Origin of the sequence: Microcoleus vaginatus PCC 9802 (genome assembly GCA_022701275.1) — a bacterium.
Taxonomy (GTDB): domain Bacteria; phylum Cyanobacteriota; class Cyanobacteriia; order Cyanobacteriales; family Microcoleaceae; genus Microcoleus; species Microcoleus vaginatus_A.
Window position 1 is genome coordinate 807280 of the sequence record CP031740.1, and the last position, 20473, is coordinate 827752.

The window sequence follows — 20473 nt, forward strand, 5'->3', positions numbered from 1 at the left end:
TATGGGCTTACGGGCGGGCAAGATGCCCACCCCACAAGAGATTTTAACGGAGAGTGGAACAGGCATCTTGCCTGTTTAGATCTTCCTTCTTCCTTCTTCCCTGTTCCGTCTTCCTTCTTCTTAAAATCCCATCGCCCCAGCTACTGCATCCAAAGTCGGATCAATACCGCTTTTAAACAGATTGTTGCTGTGATTAATTGCGGTATCCGGGTCTTTCAAACCGTTACCAGTCAACACGCAAACCACCGTCGCCCCAGTCGGAACTTGGTCTTTTACCTTCAGCAAGCCGGCCACAGAAGCTGCACTGGCTGGTTCGCAGAAAATCCCTTCCTGCGATGCTAACAAACGGTAAGCGTCGAGAATTTCGGCGTCGGTGACTGCGGCAAAACCGCCGCGGCTGGCTTCGGAAGCTGCGATCGCCTGTTTCCAGCTAGCCGGATTCCCAATCCGAATTGCCGTCGCCAGGGTGTCCGGGTGCGCCACCGGTTCTCCCGTCACTAACGGTGCAGCCCCGGCGGCTTGAAATCCCATCATCTGCGGCAAGCGCGAACATTTTTTGGCTTGGTGGTATTGACAAAAACCCATCCAGTATGCTGTGATGTTTCCCGCATTTCCTACGGGAATGCACAGCCAGTCTGGGGCGTCGCCTAAAGCGTCCACCACTTCAAAAGCCCCGGTTTTCTGACCTTCCAAGCGGTAAGGATTCACCGAATTTACCAAAGTCACGGGGTAGTTAACAGCCATTTCGCGGACAATTTCTAAGGCTCGATCGAAATTTCCGCCAATCGAAATGACTTCCGCACCGTAAAGCAAAGCTTGCGCCAACTTGCCCAAAGCCACATAACCCTCGGGAATCAACACGAAAGCTCGCATCCCCCCGCGTCGGGCGTAGGCGGCGGCGGCGGCCGAAGTATTGCCGGTACTGGCGCAAATTACTGCCTCGGCACCAGCTTCCTTCGCCTTCGAAATCGCCATTGTCATCCCCCGGTCTTTGAAACTACCAGTGGGGTTGAGGCCGTCGTATTTCACTAGGACGCGCACGTCTCGACCGATGAGAGAGGCGATCGCAGGTGCTGGAATCAGGGGAGTATTGCCTTCTTGGAGGGTCACTACCGGTGTGGTTTCCGTCACCGGCAGGTAGGGGCGATAAGCTTCGATCAAGCCGGGCCAGCCGTAGCGCTTGGGCGAGGCGGCGCGGGCAGCAGAGTTAGCAGGAGAGTCAGTAGCAGGTAGAATCAGGGTCACGGTGTCAATGGTTTTAGGCAATGGCTAAGGAATTTACACTAATTTTAGCTCGATCGGTTAATTTGATGTTTAATACGATCGGTTCAGGTTAAAGTAACTTAATGGTGTGAATGTGTAGATATGTCTACTCAATTACTGATGTCAAATAATTCATCCACTCTTTCCCGGCCTCAAGTCACCGCGAGCAATCCCGAAATGGCTAGTTCTTCTACGCTATCGACCAGTTTTGCCCGCAAAGTAAATTCGGTGAAGTGCCCCTACCAAGCCGATCAGCAAGTTAAGTTCCTGCACTTGCAAGCGGAAATCGAATCCTTGCTGCTGGAAGTGCAAAGCCTCAAACAGCAACGCTCGATCGCTGGCTTGCGGGCTCTCGACCCCATTTCTGGCAGCAACAGCAATTAGCAGACAACAGTCGCTAATGCTAATTGTCCTGCCCCTGTGTTATAAAAACGAATGTTTTGCTACCCGCAGTATTTTTTGCCAAAAGTGCTAGAAATTCCTAACTGCGGATAGCGATCGCTAGCTTTTGCTAAAACGCGCTTGCCTACAGCTCAACTCGTCTGCTGCTTGCTGGCAACGAGCTGACATTTTACGGCGCTTTTTTATTGCGCTAATTTGTTAAGCCATCCTCATGGCATACGGAGAATCGAAATCAATTTATGACAGCATCGATCGAAAAACCACTAAATTTGACATCCGCAAGTGACACTTCCAACCTGCGCCTCAAAGATATTCTCAAAACCCTGCCGCGGGAAGTATTCGCCAAAAACCCCCGCAAAGCTTGGACAAAAGTAATCGTCAACGTTTTGCTAGTTGCGGTCGGTTACTGGGGCATAGCAGTCTCTCCTTGGTTTCTACTACCCCTAATGTGGATTTTCACAGGCACCGGATTAACCGGTTTTTTTGTGATCGGTCACGACTGCGGGCATCGCTCATTTGCTAACCGCCGCTGGGTAAACGATTTAGTCGGACATCTCGCATTTCTGCCGTTAATTTATCCGTTTCACGCATGGCGCCATGGCCACAATTATCACCACAAGCACACCAATAAAATTGGCGAAGATAATGCTTGGCAACCCATGACAGCAGAAGACTACGCTGCTGCTCCCAAGGCTTTACAAATAGCTTATAGTTTAATTTTCGGTCGGATGTGGTGGATCGGCTCGATCGCCCACTGGGGAAAAGTGCACTTTATGTGGTGGCGCTTCAAAGGCAAACAGCAACAAGAACAAGTCCGGTTTTCGGTTTTTGTCGTTTTAATCGGTGCTGCGATCGGATTCCCGATTTTAATTGCAACCACAGGCATTTGGGGATTTGTCAAATTTTGGTTGATGCCCTGGCTGGTTTACCATTTCTGGATGAGCACTTTTACGATCGTTCACCACACAGCACCAGATATTTCCTTTAAAGAACCGGAAGAATGGGACGAAGCCCAAGCGCAACTATCGGGAACAGTTCACTGCGATTATCCCCGCTGGGTAGAGTTTCTGTGCCACGACATTAACGTCCACGTTCCCCACCACCTTTCAACTGCTATTCCCTGGTACAATTTGCGCCTCGCCCACAGCAGCTTAAAGGAAAATTGGCAAGATCATCTCTACGAAACAGAATTTTCTTGGTCTTTAATGAAGCGGATTGCCGACAACTGTCACCTATACGATCCCGCTGGCGGCTATCAGACATTGCAGGAATTTAACGCTCAAACAAAGTAGTTTTGAAGCGCCATTAATCCCCAAAAAACCCGGTTTGTCAAACACAACCGGGTTTTTCGATATTACAATCCATAGTTTTTGTAAGGGGCGGAATGCGCGCCCTACTGTCAATATCACAATCCTTACCATTATTAAATCAGTCATTCCCAATCTAAAATCTAAAATCTAAAATCTAAAATCGAATGACTTTCAATCCCAATAACTGTCGCAACGAAAGCGAAGTAGAAAGCAAACTCATTGTCAGCTATCTGCTACCAAAGTTAGGCTATACGCCCGACACTTGGCACCAAGAAATCGCATTTGGGAATATTCGTCTAGACTTCCTCTCCTTTGCCACCCAAGTTATCCCCATAGTTGTCGATGCAGACTCGCCGATGAGTGTAGTTATGGAGGCTAAACATCCCAAGGAAAATTTAGACCGCCACCTGCGAAAACTCAATCGCTATTTAACAACTTTGAGCATCCGCTATGGACTCATAACTAACGGTAAAGAAATTAGAATTTACCAAAGAGTCGCCGATGATATTCAGCTAGTCTTTAAGTGTGCTGGAAAAGACATTGAAAATAGAATTGATGAAATTATCGCTTTAATTGGCAGAGAGCGTTTAAAATTTATAAAAAATCCCGATAATCTCGAACTGGAAGATAGTAAAATTAATTTGGTTAGTCCTGAGTTAATTAGCGAAGTCCCAGTAAAGCCCAACAATCCCGCCACCGCAGAACCTGAGCCAAGTCAAATCTCAGAACCGGAACAAATACCTGAAAATTATCCAGTTAAGCCTCAAGTTAAAGCAGATGTAACCGTTCCCCAAAAAAGCCAAAATACGATGAAAATCATTGCAGTTTACCACAATAAAGGCGGCGTTGGCAAAACTACAACCGTAGTCAATTTAGCCGCAGCGCTGAGCAAACAAGGTAAAAGAGTCTTGGTAATCGACTTAGATAGTCAAGCGAATACAACATTTGCGACAGGTTTAGTAAAATTTGAGGATGAAGAACAAGATGATTTGAAAAACAACAATATTCTTCACGTTTTGCAGTCAGCCGATTTTTACTCAATATCAGCAGTCGCGAGAAAGTCTAATTTTTGCACTCCAGCAATAGATGTGATTCCTTCTCATATTGATTTAATGCAATATGAAAATGAACTAAACTCACTGGATTACAGTAAAATAATTTTGATTCAAAAACTAGCCGAAGTACAAGAAAAATACGATATTGTACTGATTGATACGCCGCCATCTTTGAATTTATATGCTAGAGTTGCTTTGATTGCTGCTGATTATTTAATTATTCCTTCTGACTTAAAGCCTTTTGCCAATCAAGGACTAATTCATGTCAAAGATTTTATCGGAAAAATCAATGGATTCAAGAAACTAATTGGCAGAAATTCTCTAGAAATTTTAGGCGTCCTTCCTTGTAAAATATCAACTAACACTAAATTTATACAGTACAGTTTGCCCAAACGGAGGGCGGCAATTCCCAAACGCTACGGCCTGGAAATTATGGAAAGCGCCATTTACGAAAGAGATGATTTGGCTAAGTGTGCAGAACAAACTCAGATGGTGGGAGATATGGAAATTGCCGATCCGATTTCCGTGCTAGACTTTAATCCAGATTCTACCGCATCTCAAGAATTTGAAGTATTAGCAATGGAAGTCTTGGAAAAGATAGGTGGTAAATAATGAAAAAATTATTGGTGTCGTTGGTTCTAGTTAAAAAGATTACATCCACAGTTCCCCGTTCCAATTTTGCCGAGCGCGATTTGGAGAAACTGGCGCAACTGATTTTAGAATTAGGAGGATTGATTAACCCCATAATTCTCCGCCGCAACGGTATGGATTCCTACGAGATAGTAGACGGAGACTTTGAATACTACGCGGCGGCGAAAGCCCGGGAAATCAACCCTATGAAAGGCGAGACAATCGGAGCATTTATTCTTGAACCCGAAAATGAAGGACTGCTTTTACAGCAAGTTCAAGCGCTGAGGAAATCAGCCAAAACTGAGAATTTAGTTGAGAACCCAGAAACCGGGGTTTTGTACGAAAATACTTCGTCGCAGCCGGCCGATTCAATAAAGAACCCGGTTTCTTTGGTCGAAGTCCCTAATTTATGTGAAAATGAAACTCCCCAAGATTCATCTAGTTTAGAACAGCGACTAACAAATATTGAAGCTCAGTTTGCCAGTCAAATTAATGAATTAAAAGCCGAGTACGCCCGCGAACAAAAAGTTTTAGCCCAGAGTATACAAGAACTTGAAAACCGAATCTTACAACAAGTACCTCTGTTAGTTGAAGCTGGGTTAGCAAACAGAATTAATGAGTTGAAATCAGAGTCGCCGCCCGAAAAACAAGTGGTGGTAGAGAGGATACCAGAAGTTGAAAACGTAGCTTCCGAAGCAATGTCGGCGTTGGAAGCACTCAATACTTTAGAGAAAAATCAACTGTCGGCTAATTTGAAAGATGCTGGCTTGAAGCTTTCAATAATCCAAATAATACTCAAAGAGCGAGATGTGCGGCCGTTTGTCTCATTTGCAAATGTGGTGGAACGTGTTAAAGGGTTAGCCGACAAAACAATGATTAAAATAATTGATAAGTGGCACAAATATTCATAACTCGCAATTCCTGCAGCCACTGGCAACTTTGACTCAGTGAGTCTCTACGCCAAAAAAAGTAAAGATGAGTAAAGCAGTGTATCATTCGTGTCCCACAGCCAGTTAAACTCATCACAGTAGCTTTTTTTAGGAATTGCAGTAACTTTTGCCGATCGCCCGGGCTGTCACCGCACAGCCAGCGGCACAGGTACAGCAGCAACGCGATATCTCCCCCAGATAACCGAGTTCGATCGCACACTGGGAAGACTCAGCCCAAGAAACCCTTTAACTTACCACAGTCTGGGTAAGGTGTTTGTCTCGCACCCTACAATTACAGTTCTTGGGTTAGTCCTGCAGCACTTAAAACGCAGGCTGTCAAGTGCAAACATACATAAATACCTACACACCAGATTTTAATGACAAAAGGGGACTTGTAACAAGATGGATCGATCGTCCGATCAAAACCGAATAGTTGAATATTTACGGATTAAGCCCATTACTCACAGTCAGATTTACACTTCCCAAATTGCAGTACCAGAGCCTCAGCGGGGCGAAATTCCTCGCGAACGCCGCGAAGCTCTCAGGAGAAGTCTGATCGAGCAAGGCAGCAACTTAATTCCTTTAATTGTACGCCCTACAGAAGCTTACAGCAACGAAGAAGAATATGAAGTTGTTTGCGGCTCAGATTGGTGTATTCTTGCTAAAGAACTGGGCATCGAGCAAATGTGGGCGTGGGTATTTGAAATGACCGACGAGGAGGTAGCTGTTGCTCAAGCAGAAATGGAACATTTAGCTCCGCAACAGACTCAGAAAACCGCACAAATTGAGACTCTACTGCAACAATTTGAGCTATCATTTCAAAAAAAGGTAGATAGTCTAACAAAACAAATAGAACAATCTGTTAAAAAAAATGAAGACCTGCTAAAAAAGCACGTAAAAGCTCTAACTGAGCAGAACTTTGAGCGTAACCAAATAGAACAGATTAAGCATTTGCTCGAACAAGTGGAAAAAGCATTTCATGAAAAGGTAGATAAAATGGCTAAAAAAATTGAACAATCGAGCAGCAACCGTCTGCCAACATCGGCTGTTATTTCTGAGGTAAATCTTGAAGGTGCTTTGAGACAGTTGGATGAACTGGAAAGACTGCTGTCAATAAAATTAGAACGCACAGTCCAAACAATTAATCAGTTTGTTTCCGAGGCCATTGAAGACGTAGAAAATGACCTAAAAAATCAAATTGAAACGCTCCGCCGCCAACTGGGAGCCGCAGGGACGCACTCAGAAATACAGGCGGAGGTACAACCGAAAAAGCAGTCAAAAACGCAGCCTAAGAAGCAGTCGAAAGCACAGCAGAAACCTCAGCTACCGCAGTTGCAGTTAGAGTTGCCGTTTCCGTCCCCGTCCCCAGAGGAAGACTACGAAAGTCTTTCGCTGAGACGGTTGAAGGCGCTCGGCAAAGACCGGAAAGTGCGGGGCTACGCGCGCATGAAACGACCGGAAATTCTGGTGGCTCTCAGACAAACTGACGGTCAATAAAACGCTAATTGCTAATAGTTAAAGACTAATTCTGGGGTGTTCGATCGCGTTTTTGGGCAAAAAGCGCGATCGGGCTTTCAGAATAGTCCTGGGCAGAGATATGAAAAGCTTGCTAAAATAGACACACAACCTCTTACTCCTCACCAAGCAGCCATGTCCGCAACCGCAGAATTAGCTACTACCCAAGAGATACTAGAACAAGAAATACCAGAAAATGTTATCTTTCCTTCAGGCGATTTATACAGTGACGAACCTCCCGTGGAAACAGAACTGCATCTCCGACAAATAATCCTACTCTTCCACTGTCTAGAATGGCTGTGGCGAGATAGAAACAATTTCTATGCTGCTGGAAACCTCACCATTTATTACAGTCCCAAGCAACTCAAATCGAAAGACTTCCGAGGCCCCGACTTTTTTGTGGTACTCGGAACCGAACGAAAAACTCGGAAAAGCTGGGTAGTTTGGGAAGAAGAGGGAAAGTACCCCAATATTATCGTTGAAATCCTGTCGCCCAAAACAGCGGATATAGACAAAAACTTTAAAAAACAACTCTATCAAGATACTTTTCGCACTCATGATTACTTTTGGTTTGACCCAGAAACTTTAGAATTAGCTGGGTTTCATTTAGTTGACGGGGAATATGAACCGATCGCACCAAACGAATTCGGCCATCTGCGGAGTCAGCAGCTCGATTTGAGTCTCGGAATTTGTGGCGGAAAATTGCGTTTCTTTACAGCAGAAGGAGAGCTTGTCCCTACTCCTGAAGAGGTTGCAGAAAGGGAGACTCAACGAGCCGGACAAGAGGCTCAACGAGCCGATCGCCTGGCCGCGAAACTGCGAGAATTAAATATTGATCCCGATACAATTTAGCGATCGCCCTTTTTATTGTAAGTTTCTGTATTGTAAGCGCGTTTAGGCGATCGCATATCCCGTATGTTGCCGAACATGATACGGATGAAACCCTAAAACTATCTGGTCTTTAGGCACTCCTAATTCTACAAGTTCTGGGGTAATTCCCGTTTCTATACCATCTTGGTGAATCCAAATTTTGCCGTCGATAATTTCCACATGAACGATACAATCGTGAATTCTTTGAGACCCTTGCCAGCCTTCGGGCATCAGTAAAAAATTGTTTTGTTCGCGGTCAACAATAACGCTGCTTTTAATTTCTCCGTATTGGTAGGGAATCTGGGCATAACTATCTAAGATTTTCTGAATAAATCCGCGATATTCATCTAGTCTATCCATCTGACAACGGTCTCCTTTAATGAATCAAAAACTATTAATTTAAATCTCTTTTTTCCTAACAAAACCTGCCCGATAGGTTCAGAAAAAAATTGTGCATAAACTTCTGCACGGATTGCCAGATATATTATCCGTAATTCATGAGTTGTCTTGCCTAATTGGCAATTCTATTATAAACTCCGTACCTCGATCGGGTGCTGAAACGCATTTCAATTTACCTTTGTGTTTTTCCGAGATTATATTGTAGCTAATATACAAGCCCAAACCAGTACCTTTTCCGACTTGTTTAGTTGTATAAAAAGGATCAAAAATGCGGTTTATTATCTCTTCTGGCATACCGCTGCCGTTATCCGTAATGCTGACAGCTACACAATTTTTATCTAAAAGCTTCGTGCTAATTTCGATTTGCGGTAAAGTTTCAGGCTCCTTAATGTTTCTTTTAATCCTTTTGACGACCAAAGCATCAATCGCATTAACCAGTATATTCATAAACACTTGATTTAACTCAGAAGCATAGCATTCGATTTTAGGTAAGTTACTGTATTTTTTAATCACCAGAATGCTCCGATTTTCTGTATTAGATTGCAAGCGGTTATCCAAGATAAGCAGCGTACTATCCAATCCTTCATGTATGTCTACTCTCTTTAGTTCCGACTCGTCCATGCGGGAAAAATTTCGCAAAGATAAGACTATCTTTTGAATGCGCTCTGTTCCTATCTTCATCGAAGAGAGAAGTTTAGGCAAGTCTTCCATAAGAAACTCTAGATCGAGTGCTTCTATTTCATTTTGAATTTCTGGTGCGGGTTGAGGATAGAATTTTTGATACAATTTGACAACATCGAGTAACTCTTGAGTGTATTGATTGGCGTGAAACAAATTGCCGCCAACAAAATTAATGGGGTTATTGATTTCGTGAGCAACTCCAGCTACTAACTGTCCCAACCCCGACATTTTTTCGCTTTGAATTAATTGAGCTTGTGCCTGCTGCAAATCTCCTAAAGTTTTTTCAATCTGTTGAGTTTGAACTCGCAACTGGTTCTCTACTTGCTGCCGTTGTGCGATCGCAGCATACAGCACTAAAGTTGTCAGCACAACAACCCCGATAAAAGACTGCAATAACACCAGAGATTCATTAAGATCGGGACGCGCAAAAGGCCCGCCACCTTTAACTGTTCCTAAAACTGCAATTGCCGAGACAATAAAAATTAATAATGTTGCTCCTTGGATGTCAAAGCGAAATACTGCCCATAGAAGAAATGGAATCAGCATATACTCTACAGGATAGCCGCCGCCAAAAGCAATTTTACCTACGGCAAGCACCAGCAGTATCAATATGGTAAACTCAGCCACTTTGACCTGAGATGAGATAGATTTCAAATGCTTCAATTTCAGCTTTTTTTTTTGCCTTATTCCTGCTGTACCGAGCCCGAATAAATCCTGAAGTTCCTCTAATAGTGGTTGGCTCCAAATTAATACTAGAGGTGTAAAAATCAGAATTCCGCCTACATTTGACATCCACCATGTAAACCAGTTCATGCCCCAATCTGCCAGAGGGATCATACCCCGCAAACAGAGAGTGGTAATGCCCACAGTCGCACTGACAATCGGGCCGCCCATTCCGCCCATAACTACAAATTTGAACACATTTTGAGGGCGGTCGAACAGATGGCCGCGTCTGACAAACTTGTTTAGCAGGAAACTGCCTAAGATTGCTGATAAGGTAGTTCCCACAGCGATGCTAGAGGCAATTGCGATAGAAATGGCAACAGAAGCTGCATTTGTCTTGTCCAAAAAAGCCCAAATATTGGCAAAAAATGAACCAATCCAAATTCCCGGCCAAACGCGATATCCTAGCAGCAGGAGAGCTGCTAAAGCGAACCCGTCAGGAGGCCACACGGGAGTCACATTGTCTGGCGTAGATGCCAAAAATCTCCCCAGTTCAGCGGTGCTGTAGTATACAGCAGCTAGAACCGTAACTGCTGTCGAGTGCAGCAACCATTTTGGTAGCGAACGAAAATTCATTAAAACTCTGTGAACTTGCTCTTATTTTTTAACAATATTCGGAGCCGAGCGCCAATTTTTTGACAAAGTTGCTTCCGAGGATCATCCCCAGGTATAAAACAGCAAAAAACCAGCAAAAATTATGAGTTCAAGCATAGTCATTGTTGCGGCAGATGTCTGTAATTCACCATAGCAGACTTCTGACCGAAAAATTGGGTCACCAGCCCCCGGATTCATTTGTGGTTTCAATCTAAAATCTAAAATCTAAAATCGGATGACGAATGGCTTTGTTAACTCACTTGCCCTCGATCGCACTCGCTGTCATAACATAAAACCAGAAGCAGCGCGTGCGACAGATCGGCAGATAAAAGCTCATCAATTATGTCAAAATTAATGTCAAGATTAATTCAGCGATCGCCAAAAATCCTCAGCTTCAGCCAAGCGTAAAAATCCGACGCAGCAAGTTCCAATGAACAATCCCATCTACCCCGCCATAACTCTCAACAACCACTACCGCATTGTCCGCGAATTGGGACACGGAGGCTTCGGGCGCACCTACCTCGCTGAAGACGCACACCGATTTAACCAACCCTGCGTTTTAAAAGAAGTGGCGCCCCAAGTAAACGGAAGTTACGCTTTACAAAAAGCCGAACAGGCAATCTAAAACCCGGAGAAGGGAAAGCTTACATTAATTCAAACTACTTATTGCCGCGTGTATCGGTGCTTTACCCCAATCGGAAAATACTCCGCATCGCCCGTGGCAGTTAATGTCACGACAGGTAACTGATATTCGGGCGGCACATAATTAGCAAATTCGCTGTTTAGCCGCCGCAATTGCGCGAGAATTGAAGATGCGATCGCCTGCTTCATCTCCTCGTCGCCATCCACCCCCGCTGCTAATTCCACAACCACCGATAAAAACCGATTTTGATCAGCATTTTCCTTGACTTGCAGCACAAATTTTCCAGTCACCCATTCCCGAATGGTGGGAACTTCTAAACCTACGGTGACATTTTCCGGGTAAATGTTGGCACCGAAGTAGGAAACGGTAAAGTGCGATCGCCCAAATACATAGACAAATGGCAAGCAGCGAATTCCTCTGGGGAAATCAGAAACTTTCATACCTGCTGCTTGCTGCAAACTTGCCACAGGGTTAAATCCCCATTCAGCCAAAAAATTTAGCATTGCTTCGTAACAAATTAAACCGCCGTTATCCGAGATGTGATAGCGTATTAGCGGGATGCCGTTGTCGCCCGAAAATAACAGCGTGCCGTCATTATTCACTTCAAAAAAGCGACTTGTCGGATCGTACTGCACCAGCGTTGGCAACCGCGATTCCCCGAATAAATTGCGTGCTGCTTCCGGCTTCTTTGCTAAAAAGCGGCGGATGCAAATGCTCAGCGGTGTCTCGTTGCCCAAAACGCCCGCATCGGCAGTACCGTAAAGGCTCGCAGAGTTGTAATATAGATTGTCAGAATTAGTGCGATCGCTCACCAAACTCCGCCATTCTTCGCTAAACACTTCTCCCGCAAACACCATCTTAATTCGGTATTTTTGCCACTCCACACCCCCAGCAATTCCGCTATCAATCACATCCTTGATAAATGGCGGATATCCCAACAAAACTACTTGCTCAAAATGCTCCCCAAGTTCCTGCACGACTCGGAATATTTCAGTCTTATTATTCCCCGGCGTCACAACTGTAACTGGATAGCCCTTACTCGCTAGATAGCGGCAGCAATTTGCCGTGTACATTCCGCCTACCCAAGTTCCCAACGCAAAGCAAATGACAGCTAAAGTTGAGCGTTTGTCGGCGTAAAAACTGTCGTGAAATATTTGTTCAAAACGAGCAGCAATTTGCAACTCGTCACTGATAAAACGCGGCCAAAATGTCGGGTTTCCTGTGGAACCAGATGAAACAGCAATGAAATCGCAAGTTTCTAATTTCCCCTCGTAACACAACTGAGGTAGCGGGTGACAGCGTAAATAATTCTCTTTGGTAATTAGCGGCAATTTTTGAAAGTCTTCAAAGGTTTGAATTGAAGCGGGATTGATGTTAAGTGCAGCTAGGAAAGTCTGGTAAGCTGGTACTGTGGCCGCGACTTTTTGAAAAAGCGCGATCGCCCCGGATTCGGCAACTCGACTCTGCTGGTGTTGCAATCGTTCCTCACGCGGCGCCCTCAAAAACTCTTCAAACGCCCCAATTGCTCGCTGACGCTGTTCTGGCTGCATGATTGGCTCCTTAAAATGCGTATTTTGCACCTCGATCGCTCAAGATTCAATTAGTAGCGCTAACACCCGATCGCACATTGGGCTGGACACTAAAAATTTGAACACATTTTGAGGTCGATCGAAAATATGGCGCAGTCGATAAACTTCCATAGCACGAAACCGCTGTTTTCACAAGAACCACAGGAGATAGCCAAGCTGCCGATCGACTAATAAACGCTGACACACTATGTCAAGATTAATTCAGCGATCGCCCAAAACTCCTAGTCTCAGTCAAGCGTGAAAATCCGACGCAGCAAGTTCCAATGAACAATCCCATCTACCCCGGCATAACTCTCAACAACCACTACCGCATCGTCCGCGAATTGGGACACGGAGGCTTCGGGCGCACCTACCTCGCTGAAGATGCCCACCGATTTAACGAACCCTGCGTTTTAAAAGAATTTGCGCCCCAAGTACATGGAAGTTACGCCTTACAAAAATCCGAGGAACTGTTCGAGCGGGAAGCAGGAGTGCTCTACAAGCTGCAACACAATCAAATCCCCCGCTTTCGCGAACTCTTCCGCGTCAGTATCAGCGATCGAGGCTACCTATTTCTAGTCCAAGACTACGTGCCAGGTCAAACTTACCGCTTTCTGCTCGACGCCCGCAAGCGTCAGGGTTTGCGGTTTATAGAAGCAGAAATCAATCAATTGCTGCAGCAGATTTTGCCCGTGCTCGAATACATTCACTCTTTGGGAGTGCTTCACCGCGACATCTCCCCGGACAACCTGATTCTGCGGCTGTCTGACGGAATGCCAGTGCTCATCGACTTCGGCGGAGTAAAACAAGTCGCCGCCACCGTAGAGTCTCTTTTCGCTGAGGCTAACGGCACTTCCGGCCCCGCGACTCGCATCGGCAAGCTCGGCTACGCTCCCGTGGAACAGATGCAGATGGGCATCGTCTATCCCCACAGCGATTTGTACGCTCTGGCGGCCACGGTTTTGGTGTTGCTGACTGGGAAGGAACCGCATCAGTTGCTCGACAGCCAAACGCTGAATTGGAACTGGCGGGCGGAATGTTCTCTGTCTCCGAATTTGTCCCTGGTGCTGGATAAAATGCTTGCTCAACAGCCGAGCCAGCGTTACTCCTCGGCTCGTGAGGTAATGCTTGCTCTCTCCGGCAATCCGCCTTTACAGGCACCTTTGCCACCAGCCCCGGATTTTGGGATCACGCAGCCGCCGGATCTCTCGCCTATACCCGTGCCCGCCCCCACGCCAAAACTGCCGGGAACTCCGGTGCGAGTTGCTGCTATTGGCAATCAGCAAAAGATGCCTGCTTGGAAAATGGTTTTGTTCGTGGTGGCGGTGCTCTCAAGTATGGGGGGAGTTGGCTGGTTTGCGGGCAATTCTTTGTTAAATCTACAATCAAAAGTACAGAAAGTTCCCCAGCCTCCAAACCCGAAGCAGCAGCAAGAAGATGCTTTGCAAGATCGCTTTGTAAAGCTCAAAATTGACGATCGATTCTATAACGGTTACGTCAACCTTGTGGACGAGACTTTCTATGCCAAATACCCGGAATTGGGCGGACGGCTGTTAAAAGAAGGCGAGGACGATCGCCAGTGGCGCGAAAGGTGGCAGAAAATCGGGGACGAGTTGCTCGATAAGCTGGAAAATCTCAGCAGCGACGCTAGAGCGCGGTTGGGCAGTTACGACACCACAGATATCGATCTCTGGAAAACTGAGGTTAACAAGCTGAATTTGAGCAGTCGGGCTTTGTACGATTTGGCTGATGCTAGGTTCTTTTATTGGTTTCCAGAACAGCCGCGCGATCGCAATCTCATTGGTTTGCCGATCGGACAAATTTGGCAAGCAATTACCGCCGACGAACTCGAAGCCTTACAAGCTGGAGCAACTGTCGAAAGCGTTGAATTTGACCGCCGATCGAACAGCAAAAGCCTCACAGGCAATCTCAAACCCGGAGAAGGGAAAGCTTACATTGCGCGGTTCGCTCAAAATCAAACTTTGCGCGTGAATTTGCAAGCACCGCGCAAATCTACTCTGCTGTCAATTTATTCTCCCGGGCAGACAAACAAAGCCCGCGCTTTGCTGCAAGATGCAGAGGGGCTTAGTTGGTCTGGATTGCTGGATGATGCTGGTTATTATGAATTCGTAGTAGTTTCTCAAGCATCTGAGCCGATCGCTTACGAGTTGAACCTGACGGCGGAATAACTGCTATTGACGCTCTCTATCCACCCAGGCAATAATAAGGTAATACCAATCAGATAAGTTGTCCGGTTCAAACAAAGAATATGCTGAAATTCGCGATCGTAGCTTTAGTGACTTTTGGATTAGTATTAGTGACTGCACTAGGTTTACATCCGGCCAATGCGACAGTCAGCACTCCCGAATTTTATGCTTGGAACTTTGCCTCTGTAGGCAGTAGCGAGCTGGTTTGTAAAAAGACCGTGGTAGTTCCGCAAGACCTGATAATTCCGTCATCATCCATGCAGGCTGTCAGTCTCACTTCTGCAATTGTAGATGAAAAGTTTTGCGCGAATTCCACTAAGCCTGTGAATTAAAGCCGTGATAATATGATTTCCGGTTAGAGAACCATAATTAAGTTTTCCGTTAGTCGATTTGAGATTTGAGATTTTAGATTCACTTCACAGATGAATCTGGCAGGTTGAACCTTAATCTAAAATTTTTATCTCTCCTCCGACTGTTGTCTGAAAGCAAGTATCCTTTTTTGGGCGCGGTCAGGACGCTGCCTCCTGATTCATCCATTGAGATAAGACTATAGTTGTCAGTACAAACACGGACTAATTATGAACAATTAACCGGACATCATATAAGTCATTGCCTGGGTAATTTCCGCCATCCGCGCACTGAAACTGTTAGCTGAAATTATTTTTATGAGAAATCTCGGGGATTTTGTAATAAAAGTTTATCAAAGGAGTCGGGCGCAGCAGTTGTCTGCTCTTGAAAGAGATCGAACTCTTCCCAATTTGGGCAGTTATTTGATTGTGGCTTAAAAACCGAGGGGAAATATTCAGCCATTTGGCTAATCATTTATTGGCTAATTAGCTGAAGTATTAATTTGCCAGTTTGAGTATGCTAGAGTTAGTCAGGTTCAGATATATAGTGCCATCTGTTATCTAAGTATCATGCTCAAAATTTTGGTGATTGAAGACGACGAATTAATCCGGGAAACTCTTCTGCAACTCCTGGAATCTCACAGCTACCGGGTCATTGCGGCTGAAAACGGTCGAGCAGGGGTGCAGATGGCACTTTCGGAGATACCTGATTTAATTTTGTGCGATGTGCAGATGCCGGAACTCGACGGTTATGACGTGTTGCGGACTCTGCGGCAAAACTCACTAGCTGCAACAATTCCATTTATTTTCCTCACGGCTCAAAGTGACAAAACCGATTTTCGTCGGGGGATGGATTTGGGGGCAGACGATTACTTGACAAAGCCGTTTACCAAGGCTGAATTGCTGGGAGCCATTGCTTCTCGCGTCTTGAAACGGCAAACTATTACTCAACCGCTGACAGTCGCGCTTCACCAAGCAGAAGCCAGACTCAAAGATTTAGTTAACGACTCCACCAAGGTTACGACTCTCTCTCCTGAAAAGTTTGCTCTCGAAGCTTTGCTGCGCCACGCTTTGGCACAAGGTGAGTTTCAGGTATACTATCAGCCACAAGTGAATATTGCTACCGGTCAAGTTATCGGCGCCGAAGCTTTAGTGCGCTGGCAAAATCCCGATCGAGGTATAATTTCTCCCTGCGAATTTATTCCATTAGCAGAAGAAACAGGTTTAATTATTCAGATTGGGGAGTGGGTACTGCTTTCAGCTTGCGCTCAAGCCGCTAGTTGGCTGGCGGCGGGGTTTTCGCCCTTTACAATATCAGTAAACTTGTCGGCCCGGCAGTTGTCCGACCCCGAACTCAAAGCGCGAATCGTCCAAATATTGGAAACTACAGGCTTGGAGCCTGCTAATTTAGAATTAGAAATGACCGAAAGCGCTTTGGTGGAAAATGCGACAGTAGCAGGCGCTACTTTAAACCAACTTAAAGCTCTAGGAATTCGGATTGCTATTGACGACTTCGGCACCGGTTACGCTACTTTAGGATATCTTAAGCAATTTGCTTTTGACAGTTTAAAGATCGATCGAATTTTCGTCCGTAATGCCAACGAAGATACTCAAAATGCTGCTATTACTACAGCGGTAATTTTACTGGGTCACAGTTTGAATATGACTGTAATTGCTGAGGGAGTGGAAACAGAAGCAGAACTAGATTTTTTGAAACAACATCAGTGTGATATCATGCAGGGCTATCTGTTCAGCCGCCCCGAACCAGCAGCGATAATTGAAAGTATGTTGGTTGCCGGCCCGAGTTTGTTGGCGCCGTCCCCAGCAGCACAACCTGCTGGCGTTGTCCCTTTTGTACCTGTGTCCGAACCCGAAAAATCTAAAAACCTTTCAATGTCGGGTCTAGGAATAGTGTAAGTGTCACCAAGATTTCTGTATAATAGGATAAAATTCTTTCTTTTACCTTCTATTTTCTGCATAAAAGTTGACGCTACCTCATAAAAAGTTGTAGCTTTTGATGATCGGCGAATCAAAGAAGGAGATGGTTCCCTATATTCCTCTACTGTTTCCCCTTTTATGCGATCGGCGCCCCTAATTGGACTATTTGAGAAATTGTGGCGTCTTGAAATTGCGAGCCTTTATCAAGTGGCAGCAGGTAAACTCATTTAAGTTCCTACTTTGGGACTGGCAGTTTCAAGAACTGTCCAACTGGAATTGGTGCAAGCCTGTCATGGAAAGAATATTAGTGGTTGACGACGAAGCAGACTGTCAAACAGTCTTAGCAATGTACTTGGAAAGTCAAGGATATCGGGTGGAATGCGCTAATTCAGGGGTTGAGGCGCTCTCGATTTTTGAAAATGCCCCCCCAGATTTGGTAATTTCAGATGTCATGATGCCGGAAATGGACGGGTTTGAGTTTTGTCGCCGTTTGCGAACTACCCGTTTGGGACAGTTAGTCCCCTTTATATTTTTGTCGGGTCAAGGCGAGTTGGAGTCAAAAGTTGAAGGTCATTCGATCGGAGCTGACGATTATCTGGTAAAACCTTTTCAGTCGGAAGAAATCTTAGCTAAGGTAAAGGCGCAGTTAGAGCGCTCTCACCGCATTCACGCCGAGATTGTCCGACTGCTTCAAACTTCTAGCGGTAGGGCGGTGGAACCACAATTGGTGGCAGTATTGCCAGCACCTGCACCTTTGCCTTTAACACCAGCCGAGGAAAGAGTTTTTTGGGAAGTGATCCAGGGTTATACTAACAAACAAATTAGCGATCGGCTGTTTATTAGCCCCCGGACTGTGCAAGCTCATTTAGGCAGCATTTTCAGTAAATTACAGTTAGAAAATCGTGCCCAGCTTGTGAGATTTGCCCTAGAAAGAGGATACAAACCACCTCAAACTTAGCTCGGAGATCAACATAGGGTGCGCCAGCCAGTCAGTGGATTTTAGATTTTAGATTTTAGATTTTAGATTTACTCTACAGATTCATCTGGGAGCTAAAACTTTAGTCTAAAAATTTGATCTTTCCACTACTTAAGTCGCAGGCTTCTATCCGTTTTTGGGCGGGATCAAAAACTCCCGTAGCTGAAAAAAATGGAGGCTGACGCACTCAGCAAGCAAACTATTGCACATTCAAAACACAATAAGGAAAATTAGTTACCACGCAAACCCCTGACCCCAAATTCGTACCTCGCAAGTTGGCACGTTCCAAATCTGCCTGTCGCACGTTATTCGCCGCATCAATATTTGTCCCGGTCAATTGAGCCCCAGGAAGCCTAGTATTTGACAAAATAGCATTCTGCAAATTAGTATCGCGCACATCCGCGAAAGACATATCCGCTCCGCTTAAATTCGCACGATTCAAATTAACTCTAAACAACAGGGAGCGCCTCAAATCGGCATTCGACAAATTAGCTTGCAGCAGATAAGCTTCCCCCAGATTGGCATTAAAAAGTTTAGCACCGCGCAAATCCGCACTCGTCAGATTCGCTCGCCCCAAAAAAGCATTAGACAAATCCGCATTTCGCAGATTAGCACCATTCAATTCAGCACCGTACATCTCGGCATTAACTAAGTTAGCATTCCCCAAATTAGCATCACTTAAATCCGCTTCTAGCAAATTAGCTTCATAGAGATTTGCTCCGCTTAAATCCGCTCCTCTTAAATTAGCTCTGTACAAGCTAGCCTTGAACAAATCAGCATTTCTCAAGTCACAGCCCTCGCACTCTTTACTTTCCAGCAATTGCCTAACATGATCTGGATTTTGAGCTTTAACGGGAGCTGCCAGCCCAAACAAAGCTAAACAGGCCGTTACAGTTGCCAAGAGTTTAAGTTTCACAAACAAACCTCACTGCTACTTCAAACAAATTCTACTAGCAAACTGTAGACTTTAAACCGATATCCTTTATCCTTCTCTCTTTTCTCTTGCTCTGCGCCCTCTGCGGTAAATCTTCAAAAACATGATTCGCAGCCAAGGATTTAGACCTGCTTCCAGCAAGGCGGGCAAAGCCCGCCCTACTTAACTTAATTAAGCTTCATCTAAAGCAGCAACACCAGGCAAGTCCTTACCTTCAAGAAGTTCCAAACTAGCGCCACCACCAGTAGAAATGTGGCTCATTTGTTCGCCCAAATTCAACTGTTCCACAGCCGCCACCGAGTCACCGCCACCGATAATTGTGGTAGTACCAGTTTTAGTAATTCCCGCCAAAGAATGGGCAATTCCTTCCGTTCCAGCAGCAAATTTCTCCATCTCAAACACGCCCATCGGCCCGTTCCAGATTACCGTTTTGCAATCGGCTAAAGCATCTTGGAAAGTTTTCACTGAATCCGGGCCAATATCCAAACCCATCCAACCCTCGGGAATGTTCTCAACGGAGACAGTTTGAGTGTTGGCGTCAGCAGCAAACTTGTCAGCAACTACCACATCAGTAGGCAACAGAAAAGTAACTCCCCGTTCCTTCGCTTTAGCTTCCAAAGACTTCGCCAGTTCCAGCTTGTCATCTTCCACCAAAGACTTGCCAACGCTCAAACCGCGAGCTTTGTAGAACGTGAAAACCATGCCACCGCCCAACAGCAGTTTGTCGCACTTTTCGAGCAGTTTTTCAATGACTCCAATCTTACTGGAAACCTTAGAACCGCCGATAATAGCAGCTAAAGGACGCTGAGGATTGTCGATCGCACTGCCGAGATATTGCAGTTCCTTCTCCATCAAAAACCCAGCAACCGAAGGACTCAGATACTTAGTAACGCCCTCAGTAGAAGCGTGAGCCCGGTGAGCCGTACCAAAAGCATCATTGACATACAAATCTGCCACAGAAGCTAACTTCTTAGCAAATTCTGGGTCGTTTGCCTCCTCCTCTGGGTAGAAGCGGACATTTTCTAGCAACAGCACATCGCCATCTTGCATCCCGGCGACTGTAGCAGCGACTTCATCACCGATGCAGTCGTCAGTCTTTTTAACCTCTTTGCCCAACAATTCCGACAGGCGTTTCGCAACCGGCGTCAAGCGCAACTTCTCCGTCACGCCCTTGGGACGGCCGAAGTGGCTGCACAAAATCACCTTAGCGCCCTTGGACGCTAAATCTTGAATTGTCGGCAGAGCCGCCCGGATGCGAGTATCATCGGTGATATTGCCGTTGTCGAGCGGCACGTTAAAGTCCGCCCGCACCAGTACCCGTTTGCCCGATAAGTCCGATGCCGATAAATTTGCTACAGTTTTTTTTGTCACAGGATTAACCTCCTAATATGTGTGTTTTGGTCGAATTCCGTTGAAATGACGGCACTGGTCACTTGCACTTGGGCCTCGGACGCATTCAACCGCGTCCGTACAAAAAACGGAAGATGAA

At 45.6% G+C, this 20473-nt stretch carries 17 protein-coding genes and 1 pseudogene; 11 read left to right on the forward strand and 7 right to left on the reverse strand.

The features are described 5' to 3' along the window. Positions 1-120: 120 nt before the first annotated feature. Positions 121-1161, reverse strand: a complete 1041-nt coding sequence (locus D0A34_03370) for a threonine synthase (protein ID UNU22146.1) — start codon at positions 1159-1161, stop codon at positions 121-123. A 204-nt stretch (positions 1162-1365) separates the two neighbouring features. Here D0A34_03370 and D0A34_03375 point away from each other — a divergent pair, with 204 nt between their 5' ends. The 6 genes from D0A34_03375 to D0A34_03400 all read left to right on the forward strand — a co-directional run bounded on the left by D0A34_03375 (position 1366) and on the right by D0A34_03400 (position 7956). Next, positions 1366-1647, forward strand: a complete 282-nt coding sequence (locus D0A34_03375) for a hypothetical protein (GenBank protein ID UNU18034.1) — start codon at positions 1366-1368, stop codon at positions 1645-1647. 257 nt (positions 1648-1904) lie between these two features. Further along, positions 1905-2957 carry a fatty acid desaturase gene (locus tag D0A34_03380; GenBank protein ID UNU18035.1) on the forward strand — a complete coding sequence of 351 codons (1053 nt, stop codon included), beginning with the start codon at positions 1905-1907 and terminating at the stop codon, positions 2955-2957. A gap of 182 nt (positions 2958-3139) precedes the next feature. Next, complete coding sequence (locus D0A34_03385) at positions 3140-4642, forward strand: ParA family protein (GenBank protein ID UNU18036.1); 1503 nt, start codon at positions 3140-3142, stop codon at positions 4640-4642. After that, complete coding sequence (locus D0A34_03390) at positions 4642-5571, forward strand: chromosome partitioning protein ParB (protein ID UNU18037.1); 930 nt, start codon at positions 4642-4644, stop codon at positions 5569-5571. Before D0A34_03385 ends, D0A34_03390 begins: the two co-directional genes overlap by 1 nt. Before the next feature lie 420 nt (positions 5572-5991). Further along, positions 5992-7086, forward strand: coding sequence for a Rho termination factor (modular protein) (locus tag D0A34_03395; GenBank protein UNU18038.1), 1095 nt, complete (start codon positions 5992-5994; stop codon positions 7084-7086). A 153-nt stretch (positions 7087-7239) separates the two neighbouring features. Beyond that, on the forward strand, positions 7240-7956 hold the full coding sequence (locus tag D0A34_03400) for a Uma2 family endonuclease (GenBank protein ID UNU22147.1): 717 nt from the start codon (positions 7240-7242) through the stop codon (positions 7954-7956). A 42-nt stretch (positions 7957-7998) separates the two neighbouring features. Here the strand turns inward: D0A34_03400 and D0A34_03405 are convergent, their stop codons facing one another. The 3 genes from D0A34_03405 to D0A34_03415 are packed head-to-tail and all read right to left on the reverse strand — an operon-like array spanning position 7999 to position 10353. Continuing rightward, positions 7999-8334 carry a XisI protein gene (locus D0A34_03405; protein UNU18039.1) on the reverse strand — a complete coding sequence of 112 codons (336 nt, stop codon included), beginning with the start codon at positions 8332-8334 and terminating at the stop codon, positions 7999-8001. Next, complete coding sequence (locus D0A34_03410; protein ID UNU22148.1) at positions 8322-8462, reverse strand: FdxN element excision controlling factor protein; 141 nt, start codon at positions 8460-8462, stop codon at positions 8322-8324. Before D0A34_03410 ends, D0A34_03405 begins: the two co-directional genes overlap by 13 nt. Positions 8463-8469: 7 nt before the next feature. Then, positions 8470-10353 (reverse strand): hypothetical protein, encoded by a 1884-nt coding sequence (locus D0A34_03415; protein UNU18040.1) that lies wholly within the window; start codon positions 10351-10353, stop codon positions 8470-8472. A 448-nt stretch (positions 10354-10801) separates the two neighbouring features. Between D0A34_03415 and D0A34_03420 the strand changes: the two are divergent. Then, a pseudogene (locus D0A34_03420) lies at positions 10802-10987 on the forward strand (serine/threonine protein kinase). A 47-nt stretch (positions 10988-11034) separates the two neighbouring features. Here the strand turns inward: D0A34_03420 and D0A34_03425 are convergent. Further along, positions 11035-12564, reverse strand: coding sequence for a phenylacetate--CoA ligase family protein (locus D0A34_03425; protein UNU18041.1), 1530 nt, complete (start codon positions 12562-12564; stop codon positions 11035-11037). Between the two features lie 302 nt (positions 12565-12866). On the opposite strand from D0A34_03425, the gene D0A34_03430 reads away from it, so the two are divergent. From D0A34_03430 to D0A34_03445, 4 genes are all read left to right on the forward strand, one after another. Beyond that, positions 12867-14771: a serine/threonine protein kinase gene (locus D0A34_03430; GenBank protein ID UNU18042.1), complete on the forward strand. Its 1905-nt coding sequence runs from the start codon at positions 12867-12869 to the stop codon at positions 14769-14771. Positions 14772-14851: 80 nt separating this feature from the next. Further along, a complete protein-coding gene (locus D0A34_03435; GenBank protein UNU18043.1) occupies positions 14852-15121 on the forward strand; it encodes a hypothetical protein in 270 nt (89 codons plus the stop codon). A gap of 585 nt (positions 15122-15706) precedes the next feature. Continuing rightward, positions 15707-17053: an EAL domain-containing protein gene (locus D0A34_03440; protein ID UNU18044.1), complete on the forward strand. Its 1347-nt coding sequence runs from the start codon at positions 15707-15709 to the stop codon at positions 17051-17053. A 313-nt stretch (positions 17054-17366) separates the two neighbouring features. After that, entirely contained in the window at positions 17367-18032 is a 666-nt protein-coding gene (locus D0A34_03445) for a DNA-binding response regulator (protein ID UNU22149.1), read from the forward strand. Between the two features lie 217 nt (positions 18033-18249). On the opposite strand, the gene D0A34_03450 is transcribed toward D0A34_03445, so the two are convergent. Together D0A34_03450 and pgk are read right to left on the reverse strand one after the other, a co-directional pair. Beyond that, complete coding sequence (locus tag D0A34_03450) at positions 18250-18966, reverse strand: pentapeptide repeat-containing protein (GenBank protein UNU18045.1); 717 nt, start codon at positions 18964-18966, stop codon at positions 18250-18252. A gap of 189 nt (positions 18967-19155) precedes the next feature. Next, positions 19156-20355 carry a phosphoglycerate kinase gene (gene pgk / locus D0A34_03455; GenBank protein ID UNU18046.1) on the reverse strand — a complete coding sequence of 400 codons (1200 nt, stop codon included), beginning with the start codon at positions 20353-20355 and terminating at the stop codon, positions 19156-19158. Positions 20356-20473 lie beyond the last annotated feature (118 nt).

Coding starts and splice junctions, on each gene's coding strand:
- D0A34_03375 (UNU18034.1), top strand. CDS start 1,366: ATGTCTACTCAATTACTGATGTCAAATAATTCATCCACTCTTTCCCGG.
- D0A34_03380 (UNU18035.1), top strand. CDS start 1,905: ATGACAGCATCGATCGAAAAACCACTAAATTTGACATCCGCAAGTGAC.
- D0A34_03385 (UNU18036.1), top strand. CDS start 3,140: ATGACTTTCAATCCCAATAACTGTCGCAACGAAAGCGAAGTAGAAAGC.
- D0A34_03390 (UNU18037.1), top strand. CDS start 4,642: ATGAAAAAATTATTGGTGTCGTTGGTTCTAGTTAAAAAGATTACATCC.
- D0A34_03395 (UNU18038.1), top strand. CDS start 5,992: ATGGATCGATCGTCCGATCAAAACCGAATAGTTGAATATTTACGGATT.
- D0A34_03400 (UNU22147.1), top strand. CDS start 7,240: ATGTCCGCAACCGCAGAATTAGCTACTACCCAAGAGATACTAGAACAA.
- D0A34_03405 (UNU18039.1), bottom strand. CDS start 8,334: ATGGATAGACTAGATGAATATCGCGGATTTATTCAGAAAATCTTAGAT.
- D0A34_03415 (UNU18040.1), bottom strand. CDS start 10,353: ATGAATTTTCGTTCGCTACCAAAATGGTTGCTGCACTCGACAGCAGTT.
- D0A34_03425 (UNU18041.1), bottom strand. CDS start 12,564: ATGCAGCCAGAACAGCGTCAGCGAGCAATTGGGGCGTTTGAAGAGTTT.
- D0A34_03430 (UNU18042.1), top strand. CDS start 12,867: ATGAACAATCCCATCTACCCCGGCATAACTCTCAACAACCACTACCGC.
- D0A34_03435 (UNU18043.1), top strand. CDS start 14,852: ATGCTGAAATTCGCGATCGTAGCTTTAGTGACTTTTGGATTAGTATTA.
- D0A34_03440 (UNU18044.1), top strand. CDS start 15,707: ATGCTCAAAATTTTGGTGATTGAAGACGACGAATTAATCCGGGAAACT.
- D0A34_03445 (UNU22149.1), top strand. CDS start 17,367: ATGGAAAGAATATTAGTGGTTGACGACGAAGCAGACTGTCAAACAGTC.